7 protein-coding genes and 1 pseudogene are annotated in these 11,108 nt (G+C 47.5%); 2 read left to right on the plus strand and 6 right to left on the minus strand.

Features of this window, described 5'->3' with window-relative positions:
- On the minus strand, positions 1–442 hold a 442-nt coding region (locus AZ66_RS21490; RefSeq protein WP_044356707.1), incomplete at its 3' end, for a GrpB family protein.
- 364 nt (positions 443–806) lie between these two features.
- On the opposite strand from AZ66_RS21490, the gene AZ66_RS21495 reads away from it, so the two are divergent.
- Positions 807–1,160, plus strand: coding sequence for a hypothetical protein (locus AZ66_RS21495; protein ID WP_021257869.1), 354 nt, complete (start codon positions 807–809; stop codon positions 1,158–1,160).
- Between the two features lie 92 nt (positions 1,161–1,252).
- On the opposite strand, the gene AZ66_RS30090 is transcribed toward AZ66_RS21495, so the two are convergent.
- From AZ66_RS30090 to AZ66_RS21510, 3 genes are read right to left on the minus strand one after another with little or no spacing between them, the layout of a single operon-like run.
- Positions 1,253–4,465 (minus strand): cohesin domain-containing protein, encoded by a 3,213-nt coding sequence (locus tag AZ66_RS30090; protein ID WP_052648740.1) that lies wholly within the window; start codon positions 4,463–4,465, stop codon positions 1,253–1,255.
- A 20-nt stretch (positions 4,466–4,485) separates the two neighbouring features.
- Positions 4,486–6,000, minus strand: a complete 1,515-nt coding sequence (locus AZ66_RS21505) for a dockerin type I domain-containing protein (protein ID WP_044356708.1) — start codon at positions 5,998–6,000, stop codon at positions 4,486–4,488.
- A gap of 16 nt (positions 6,001–6,016) precedes the next feature.
- Entirely contained in the window at positions 6,017–7,666 is a 1,650-nt protein-coding gene (locus tag AZ66_RS21510) for an S-layer homology domain-containing protein (protein ID WP_044356709.1), read from the minus strand.
- A 504-nt stretch (positions 7,667–8,170) separates the two neighbouring features.
- Here AZ66_RS21510 and AZ66_RS21515 point away from each other — a divergent pair.
- Complete coding sequence (locus AZ66_RS21515) at positions 8,171–8,854, plus strand: MIP/aquaporin family protein (RefSeq protein WP_044356710.1); 684 nt, start codon at positions 8,171–8,173, stop codon at positions 8,852–8,854.
- Between the two features lie 164 nt (positions 8,855–9,018).
- On the opposite strand, the gene AZ66_RS21520 is transcribed toward AZ66_RS21515, so the two are convergent.
- The gene (locus tag AZ66_RS21520) at positions 9,019–9,855 is read right to left on the minus strand and encodes a phosphoenolpyruvate hydrolase family protein (protein WP_021255131.1); all 837 of its coding nucleotides are present in this window, start codon (positions 9,853–9,855) and stop codon (positions 9,019–9,021) included.
- A pseudogene (locus tag AZ66_RS21525) lies at positions 9,852–11,092 on the minus strand (Tm-1-like ATP-binding domain-containing protein). Before AZ66_RS21525 ends, AZ66_RS21520 begins: the two are co-directional and overlap by 4 nt.
- Positions 11,093–11,108: the final 16 nt, after the last annotated feature.

The following is an 11,108-nucleotide window of genomic DNA, read 5'->3' on the forward strand; positions in this document are numbered from 1 at the left end:
GATCATGCGGAAATTGTGCAGCTAAAGCATGCTTAAGCTGCATATACTGCTCCCTTGCATCCGGATGCATTCGTAAATAATTGCGGAATCGAATATTGTCCTGCCACTTCTCCCCACTATACAGATAGACATGCAGATGCTCTGTGCCCGCTCTCCACTGTCCTCTGCGAAAAAACAATCGTTCAGGGAAATCTGGCTTATGCACATATTCATATCCGATCTCCAGCAATCGTTCGATGTGCTTCGCCTTCATATCTTCTAATTCCCGCACACCAAGCATCATATCAATGACTGGCTTGGCACTGAGCCCCGGCACCGACGTGCTTCCGATATGCTCAACCGCCAAACCAATGTCCGCGACGGCTTCCATAATCTTATCTCGTTCTTCTTCATACCTTCTTATCCATTCAGGGTTATATGAATCAATAATGACCTGTTCCATATTAGCACCTCATCCTGTCATAACTTCAAAAGCTTTTTTATTATAAATCCATATCCCACTTCATTCCAATTGATCTATTAATTATTCGATGTTACCTAGATGTTTTGTCTATAAATATTATCCAACGTATTTAAAAATTTGATTCGTATGTAACAGTGTATTCATTATGTTGCTAATCTATTGAGAAAATAGAGTATTAGACGGGCAACTTTGATTAGCTACCATCTTTTTTATTCAGAAAAATAAATATATATTCAAAGCGTTTTTATTTTGATACAATGGATAAAACCTGACTTTTCTCTAATCTGACCAGTACATACATTTTTATTACTGACACTCCATAGCAAGAAAGGAGGTGAATTTAATGAAAAAAGTAGTATTGATCTTACTATTAGCATTCTTCTCTTTCTCTACTAGCGCATTTGCTGCCTATATTGCCACATCTCATGATTTGACAGTTAGTCAATCTGCTCAACATAAACTAAGTGTAGGCTTGTGGAGCTCTACGAATGAAACCGTTGAACTTTCGCTCTATTCCAAAGGACCTTCTGGTCAACTTAATAGAGTATTTTCAACTACCGTGAATATTGGCCCCACTTCCCCAAGTCCCGTCGAGATTTCAGTTGGATACCTTAGTGCAGGAACTTATGTCCTTAAAGGAGAATTTCAAGGTTCTTACGGGAGTCTCGGGATGGTTAGTTTGAATCAAGTCTATTAAAATAAAACGGCCAAGCGTATAGCGCCCCTTTTCCGGCATTCAACCGAGAGAAGGGGCGCCTTGTTTAAGAATAGCTGCTAGATGGCAGTACCCTAGTTCACAGACTCTAGCGATTTCAATACAACCAGTGCAATATCGCTGATATCAATGATTCCATCTCCGTTCACGTCCATCATTCGGTTGCTGTCGTCAAGCTTCTTGCCCAATTGCTTGGCAATGAGCGCGATATCCTGAGCGTCTACTCTATGGTCTTTGTTGAAATCTTCCACATCGTAAGCGAATTGGATGCCAAGCTTCTCATCTTCCGAGAGCATATAAGACAGCTTGGTCACATCTCCATTTTTGTCGGTAAAAAACGACTGTTTGGAAAGCACCACTTCCGCCGGATCGCCAAATTGCTTCGCCTTCATGGTTATATGCGCAATGTCCACGTTGCCGCCTAACGCTCGATCTCCTAACTGAGTAGCAATGATGTTGACTTTGCCCTTCGCGCCGTCTTGGTTCCAACCCAGATAAGCGGTAGATGCGGAACCAAACCCTTCTGCCATCCGAACATCCACCACTTCGAACAGAGCCGGATCAAATGCCAATGCTGTCTGCACCGCATACAGGTCGGTAACGTCCTTGGCCTGCAAGATCACATCAAACGCATCTCCCACGGACACTTCGCCCACAGCCTTCAATTGCAGTCCGCCCGGAGACTGCCCTTCAAAGGTCACTTGGTCATAATATCCGACCATCATGTTCCATGCCGAAGAATATAGGGAAATTCGTGCGAATGCCGCTTGTTCTGGAGCAGCGCCGGTCGCTGAAATGTCGATCCATTCCTTTTGCGGCATGCCTTTGATCACCGTGCCTGCTACCGTACTGATCCGGGCACCGGATTTATCATAAAAATATACAACGATGCCGGAATCATCCGTTCTCAAGCCTTCAATCAGTCCCTGCTCGATATAAAGTTTCGCCGAAGCCGTATATTCGCCACCGTGGACGACTGGAATCGGATCGCTAAGATAGCTGCCGATTCCTTTATTGTTTTGTGACTTATCCGTAATTTTCAAGCTTTGCCCTTGTTCTCCACAAAAGCTCTGTTCCTTCGAAACGCTATACTCAACTTCCGTTCCTGCTTCCGCGCTGCTCCAGCCCGGGATAGTTCCATCCGCATTTAGCGGTTCCCCGAAGCACCCGTTTCTGACAATCGTCTTTACGCTATCAGATTCGGATATCGGGATCATCATCAATTTCGTTTTATCCGTATAATAGATTTGTTCATGTCCGTCCGCGTCCTTGGCGAGCGTCATGAAGCTCATTTCAAAGTTGCTTGGAGTTAACGAGCGATACTCCATCGTGGCCGGATCAACAACCGTCATCCGGTTCGCCAGTCCGATATAGAGAAGACCATCCTCACCCCAGCGGGAATAATACGGACGCCACATTCCATAATCCTTCACATCGGGATAAATGTTTTTTTGTTTGACGACCGAGAGATCGTCCGGATTCAATGCAAAAAGTATACCGTCAACGCCGCCCCACAACAAACCGTCCGCACCAAAAGTGAGGCCGCTGATCATACGATGATTGCCAAGTCCAGTTAGCGATGTAAGCTGAGTATGCATCGTCATTTTCTTTTTCTCGATATCCCAAACTAACACTTCTGGGTTATTCGCAGGCATCGTTGTGTTTAAACCGCCGGATTTGGTGGTTGAACCATAAATTTTACCGTCCTTATAGGCAAGACCTACGATGCTGTGATCCTGGATAATATTGCGGTAAACCTGCTTTTCCCCACTTGCCAAATCGTAAATCGTTAATGCTCCGCCTAATTGCCCATAGTCCGGAATCGTGCCGATCAGCAGCTTTCCATCCGCATACTCCATCTTATAGGGTCTATCTTGACCTGCTCCAATCTGGAACAGCAGCTTGGGCTCGCTCATTTTGCTGCCGGAAATATCAGCTTCATAAATGTACCCGCCAGGATATATCCCGTAATATACCTTGTTTCCGGCAGATACGATCCCTTCTGCTTGCCCGATCAAGAAGTTGGATGATTCACGGGTTACTGGATCAAACACACCGCCGATCCCGCCGGGATAAGCCGTCATATACAGGCGTCCATCCGCTCCCCGCTCCATATTATGAATCGGTATCGGTCCGCCTTTGGCGGCAACGCCGGGCAAATCTTTGCGCAGTCCTTTCTTCACGTCCAGCGCCGATAATTTGCCGTTGGCTTGGATCGTCACGAGCGTGCGGTCACGGGTTAGCTCGGGATTCCCCATATCAATCCATGCCGCCCCACGCAAGGAAGTTGCAAAGCTAATTCCCGTATTTCTTGTCGCAAGCGTCGCCAAATCAACCTCCAAGATGCCTCCGTGAGCAGGCACATAAGCCTTGCCGTCCGCAACAGGGATCTGGTTATAGCTCATCACTCCCTTGCCGCTTACTGGATCAACGCCTATATATTTATCCTCCCACTTCTGTTCCTGCAGATTGTAGTAGACCATCATCAAACCCGCTTCTCCACTTGCTTTGACGAACAAATATTTATCCACTACAGCCATATCATAGGCAAACTCCAGTTTTTCATGTTCTACACCAAGAATGCCCGGTACTGCGTCGGAGATGACCTCCGAAGCCCCTGTCTCCACGTTCACCTTCACGACTTCGAACGGAAGCGCCATGCCGGCATAAATGTAACCATCAACGTAAGCCATGGAGCGTATATAGTTGTGGTTGGCAAGTAAACTCCCGTAATCCTTTAATTCTTTGGTCTTCGGATTATATCGGAACAGCTTCCCATGATCATAGGTGCCGATATAGACATTCCCTTCTGGATCGGTCGTCATGGACCATACTGATTTCTCGCTCCCGATAACCTTGAGTTTCTGAACGGTCTTGGTAGCCGGCGAGTAGCTCCACAGCTCTCCAGTACCTGATGCAGTATTGGCGCCAATATAAACGGTGCCGTCGGGAGCAATGACATGTCTCCACGATTGGGCGACTCCTTCAAGTTCAAATGCACGGAGCTGCGCGTTATTTTTGACATCAATCACGTTAAATACGGCCGGAGTGGTCGATGCTGTCGTGTACAGCACATCCTTTCCGTCTTCTTTTCCCATCACACCGTCATTGATTGATACGGTACGGATCGGATAACCGAGATTTACTGGCGTTCCAAACTTTAACTTCGACAATTTACTCTCCTTCTCCGAGGCTGCCTGCGCCCCCATCGGCAATAGCAAACTCAGCCCCAGCACCAAGATAAGCGCCAACGTGATTGAACGGTTTCTCATACCGCGTGGTATCATAGAGCATGTCCTCCTTTGTCCTAATTCATCAGCTTCGACAGGATCGCGTTAGTCAGCGCCTCGACATCCGCTTGATCAATTCTGCCGTCATTGTTGATATCATATTTCCAGTTATCTCCCGTTGCCATTTGACCGACTATTTTGGCTACAGCCATCACATCAAACAGATCGATTTTGCCGTCGCCGTTCACATCCAGAGTTGCTCTGCGGATCTGGGAGCTGGCTCGTTCATCAGATGTACCGATATATATCTTGTTGTTTTGGACACCCTCTGAATCCTGTACCCCGGAGCCCGTAAGCAGCGTAACATCCACCCGATCTGGCTCACCCAAAACTTTAAAGGTGACATGTACTATCTGTTTATCATCGCTGACGGTATAACCGGCCGTTTTGGATACCTCGAATTTCAGAACCCCCGCTTCATGACTCCAATCCAGCTTTGCGCCCCCACCTGAATTAAAATCACTTGCGACGGCTGCATACACAACCTCCAGCACTGTCGGATCATAACGCAAGCTCCCAAATGCCTTCTGCACGTCCTGACCTCGGCTCAGCATAATCTTGGCTTCAAGCTGCTGGCTGCCTGAAATGCCTGTCGGCATTTGCAGATGCAAGGTGCCTGGCGCTTTCTCTTCTTGCGGTGAGGTTAAAGTGAAGTCATCATAAAAAGCACCTGACTCCGCAGTAAAGTAGTTAGAAATAGAAGCTGCTAATCTCGCATTTACGGCATTGGAAGGAGCAATACCCGTTACCGTAACCCGCGTCCACGACCCGACGGTTCTTAAATGAACGATGTTCTCGCCATCCTTATCCGTATTGACCTGTTTCCCAGCTGCATCATAGAAACGAAGCACCAGGCTCGCTCCGGCCGCATTTCCTGCATTCGGGGCAATATACATCATGGCCGATCCGTTATATGTATATCCTGGAGTTACAGGGCGCGGATCACTTTGCAAATAAATTGGAAGTGTGTTCGATTTATCTACCAGCTTCAGGCTGGAAGTGCCGTAATACCGCATATCCTGCGTTATTTCATGGGTAGTTCCTTCATTTGGAGCAAAAAACATGCTCCAGCCCGGGATGGTTCCATCCGTGTTCAGAGGCTCTTCGTAACCGTTATTGAAGAGTGGTCTCATGTGATGAATTTCTTGAGCGCTAAGTCCACTCGCTGCTTGATCAAGAAGCAGATTCTTTTCTTCTCCTTCCGGGATCAAGGAGTCATCCACAGGATCATCTTGCGGATGTTCAATCTTACCGTCCCCCGGATCACCATCTTTGCTATCGGACGGCACATCAACCGAACCATCCCCAGGCTCACCATTATCCAGACCGGATTCATCAGTCGGCTCATCAGCGGGTTCGCCAATCGGCTGTTCAGCTGGATTACCGCCCTGTTCGGTTGATATCGCATCTTTACTTGCCCCAGAAGCCTCGGCGATCCCGGGAACAAACATTAACGGCTGCAAGGCGATCAGAAAAGCCAACGCGACGTTTCTCCCCATTCTCCAAGCATTTTTCAATCCGGAGTTCAACATAACTGACTCTCCTCCCTTATTTCGCATGCTGATGTATTTTCCAAATCAACACGGCCGTATCGGCACGATTTGAAGACTGCTTCGGCATAAATAGGTGCTTCCCCGTACCTGAAATGATCTTCATTTCTTTTGCCTTATTTACCGACGATTTGGCCCAAGAACTAATTGCATTTTGATCAGCAAACGCATTGCCTGAAGTCTGCGCATTGCCGCCCTGAACCTGACCGAGGATTTGTAATGCATTCATCATCATGACGACCGTCTGCTCACGGGTCACCGGTTTATTCGGCTTGAATGTGCCATCGTCGTAACCTTTGGTTATTTGAAGCTGATGCATGATTTTCACGTCTTCGTAATACCAATCGCCTTTCCTAACATCCGAATATGCAGCTTCTTCTTTACGATCCGTTATAAGCCGATCCAAGGAGAGCGCTTTCACGATCATGGAAGAAAACTCAGCGCGGGTCACTGCTTTGCTAGGCGAAAATAACGTCTCCGATGTCCCTTGCACGATATGCTTTGCAGTCAGAGCCTCAATTGCATATCGGGCTTCCTGATAAATGCCAGAGATATCTTCATACGACTTGGTATATTCCATCACACGGTATGTCCCGGCCTGCTTTACAACCAGCCCGAATTTACTAGCCTGCTCTTGATGGAGGGCTTCCCTGATATATTCCCAAGCAGCCGTAGCCGTGTTATAACGATAAACGCCCAGTTTATTGACATCACGTCCGCCCAGCGTATATTCCAACAATGCATTGAGCTCGATTTTATTGATTTCCGCAGTATTCATCTTCCATTGAGACAGAGATAATTTCATGTCCTCCAAAAGTGTTTTTCGCTTGCTCAGATCCTCTGGAACAATCACATAGGTATCCACGCCCTCTTTATTCATAGAAATGGAAGATAGTTTTTCCAGGATGGATAACGCAGCTTTCTGCATTACCTCCTTGTCCGCTGAAGCCGGTTCCGATTTCAACCCGTTCAGTAAGGTTTGCAGCTTTTCCGCAGCACGTACCGGATCCTTTTCCTTCAATATGGCATCCATATTCCAAACCGGCTCCTTACTTGAACCCGTCTGTCCGCTCGTGGTGCCCGATCCTGAACCTGAGTTCGATCCCGGAGACGGATCTCGGTCATCCTTCTTCGAAATTGTAAATGTTATTGCTTCACCCACACCAGATGTAAGCACTTTCAAATCCTTGTATCCTTGCTCATTAACAACTCTTTCGCTGCTTACGGCTTTCACATGCTGAATCTCGACAGCGGCCTGTTTTCCCTGCAGCGCCTTAAACGTAATTTCTGCTAGGCGAACAGATGCCTGCGGAAATCCTTGCAGCTGTTTTCTCATCACGGGGATATAAAGCTTCCCTTCATTGGCATCATCCTTGTAAGCGCCAAAAGTATCATACCCGTCACCGGCCTTTACCTCCAGCACCTGCAAAGCCTTGAGGTCGTACGTTAGAGAAACCTCGACACCAAATAGATCATTGAAATTTTCACCGCTCACTTGCAACTTGAACGTGTCACCAACATGTACGCTGCTTGAAGGGTTACTAAGAGCAATCCGTGGCCCCTCTGCCGCCTTGGCGTCCATGCTACCAAAGTTGAAAGACGTCAATATGAGCAGCATCAAGCAAAGCGCAAACATCATTTTTTTCATCCTGATCTCTCCTTTCTTCGGATCAAACTTTTGAGTTAGATACGGATTTAGCTAAAACGGATCACCTCCTTTGGTTATGTCCTTCAATCTGTATAAATTGAGCCCATGATTGTTCGGATGAATGTTCAACATGAAGTGCCATGGGTAAATGAAAACCCGCTTCTTCATCTTATAGTTGAGAGTAGCGGGTTTCTTCCTTGTATATGGAATTGTAATTCTAACAGAATCTCCTTTTAAAATTCCTGCCCATTCCCTGATCTGATAGTAAATTTCTCCACCAGCCTACGTTTTCCTCTTTTATTCGCGTTATATATTCAAAGGTAAGACAAATGACCTTTTTCTAAATCGGATTCAACATATTTTTGCTGCAATGACGCATAGTCTTAATAGCGGAAGAGCATTATTATTGACAATTCAGAAAATATTGGATGTTTCTATGTGGTTTTGAGAGGTGTATATGGTATTTGTCATTGACAATCAGTTAGAATCTCAAGGAGGAACTACATGCATTCACCAATCAAAAAATATCTTTCCGAACTTATCGGTACATTTGTACTCGTTCTGTTCGGTTGCGGAAGCGCAGCAACAGCAGGAGCACAGCTCGGAAATCTCGGCATCGCCTTTGCCTTCGGCTTGTCGATCGTTGCGCTGGCCTATGTGATCGGGCCAATCAGCGGATGTCACGTCAACCCAGCTGTCTCACTTGCCATGCTGTTCAATAAAAAAATGTCTGTTGCAGACTTCATCGGGTATGTTGTCGCTCAAACAATCGGGGCCGTTGCAGGTGCTGGATTGCTATATGCAATCATTGATTCCACAGGCAATGCGGTAACTAACCTTGGCCAGAACGGATTCGGGGCTGGTTACGGCATCGGCATTACCCCAATGATGGCATTCGTTGTCGAAATCGTATTGACGTTCGTGTTCATTTACGCCATTCTCGGTGTAACTTCGGATGAAAGCAAGAGCAGTGTAGCCGGCATCGTGATCGGTCTTACACTTGCATTCGTTCACATTCTTGGTATTGGATTGACAGGAACATCCGTTAACCCTGCCCGCAGCTTCGGGCCTGCTGTACTGCTCGGCGGCGAAGCATGGTCCCAACTGTGGGTGTTCGTAACAGCACCATTCGTTGGCGCTATTTTAGCGGTCATTGCTTTCCGCGTATTGGGAAGCCGCAAAGCTTAAGATAGACACCAACACATAACGAAGTGGCTTGCTGCATAAGCGCAGCAAGCCACTTTGTATATGCAAAATGCACATGTGCTGTGTATTCAAATTCAAACAGCTTCATACGAAAATGAGACATGAAAAGTACGAAGCGGGAGAGCACCACTCCCCCGCTATATGTTCTATTGCTGCTTCAACTTCACATTCTTGAATGCTTCGGCTTGCTGTCTGATTCCGACTTCTGCAGCAAAACGCTCGATACTCGATGCCCCGAAGAATCCATCGATGCCTGTTGTATGTTCGAAGATATATTGCGCATCCTCCGGATCAGCGATCGGGCCACCGTGGCAGATAACGAGTATATCTGGATTAACCGATCGTCCTGCGTCGGCAATTGCCTGCACTCTCTTCGCGCAATCATCAAGCGTCAATGCTGTCTTCGCTCCGATGGTACCCTTCGTAGTCAGGCCCATATGCGCGACCAGTATGTCAGCCCCTGCCTTCGCCATCTTAATCGCCTGTTCTTCATCGAATACGTATGGCGTCGTCAGCATGCCGAGCTCATGTGCTTGGCGAATCATATCCACCTCTAGGTCATAGCCCATGCCTGTTTCCTCTAAGTTCGCTCTAAATACCCCGTCAATCAGTCCAACTGTCGGGAAGTTCTGCACACCCGCGAAGCCCTGTTCCTTCAATTGCTTCAGGAACACTTCCATGATGCGAAACGGATCCGTCCCGCACACACCCGCAAGTACCGGCGTATTCTTCACGACAGGCAGCACCTCAGCGCCCATATCGACTACGATTTGGTTAGCATCGCCATAAGGGAGCAGTCCTGCAAGTGAGCCGCGACCCGCCATTCTATATCTGCCTGAGTTGTAAATGATGATTAAGTCAACGCCGCCCGCTTCTCCACTCTTCGCGGAAATCCCCGTACCTGCCCCAGCTCCGAGTATCATTTCACCATTGGCAACTTGTTGCTTCAATTTATTGATGATATCTTGGCGTGATTGTTTCATTGTACTTCCTCCTTGATGTAAGTTTCGCTGCTGTTGTGCTTCTTCATCAGCTTGATGAGCTTCTGCGCTGCTGCGATTGCGAACTGTTCGTCATTGATGTCAGCATTCATTTCAATAAGCTCTACAGCTTCCCTATTGATCCGCGTACGAAGTGTATCGAATAAAGCCTTATCCTCTTCCATACCGTAGAATGGCTGTCCTTCTATATCCAGTGCGGATACCCCCTTCAACGGCAGCATCAGCACTGTCGGTGAAGTTGCTTGATTCAGCTTATCGGCAATGATCTTACCGATCTCTATATTTTCTTCAACCGTGGTTCGCATCAGCGTTACGGTCGGATTATGCTTATAGAAATTACGATCTTGGAACTGCTCTGGCACGGAATCGAATGGCCCGAAGTTCACCATATCCAGCGCCCCCGTCGATACGACCTGAGGCACTTGAGCTCGCACTGCGGCCTCCAGCCGACGCGGCCCAGCATTCAGCACACCGCCGACCAGTTCGTCGCACCATTCTGTTGTTGTCAAATCCAGAACACCATCGAAATAGTGGGATTCAATCAAGCGTTCCATCGTCTTCCCACCCGCACCTGTCGCGTGGAATACAACAACCTCATATCCGTGCTTTTCCAAGTACTCTCTCGCATGATTGACGCAAGGTGTTGTCACGCCGAACATCGTGGCTGCAATTAGCGGCTTCTTTTCTACCGACACCGTTACTTCTTCCTTCACCATGCCAGCAATCGCAAGTGCGGCATTCGTAAAGATGCGTGTCGAGATCGAGTTCAAGCCCGACACATCGACGATCGAGGGATACATCATAATATCGCTTGTGCCTACGTATTGCGCTACGTTACCTGAAGCAACCGTCGATACCATGATCTTCGGCACGCCAATTGGCAGCGCTCTCATTCCTGGCGTTACAATAGAAGTACCGCCAGATCCGCCGAAGGAGAGGATGCCATCGAACTTCCCATCCGAATACAACCTTGGAATCAACTTCTCCATTCCTTGCGCCAACACTTCGGTTGCTAAGGCACGATCCTTCTTGGAGGCGATTTCATGAATATCCGCCTGTACCTCACCAGCCACTTCCTCGTTCGATACATCGGGAACGAACATCGGATCAAAATACTCCGCTATGAATCGTAAGCGTATTCAATCCAAGCCCTTCTAGAATTTCCTTCACATACAAAAAACTCTGCTCCTTTGGAATCGAACGTACCGACTATCGCCACCGTTTTACAATAATAA

The organism is Paenibacillus sp. E194 (genome assembly GCF_000935845.1).
Lineage (GTDB): Bacteria > Bacillota > Bacilli > Paenibacillales > Paenibacillaceae > Paenibacillus_B > Paenibacillus_B alvei_B.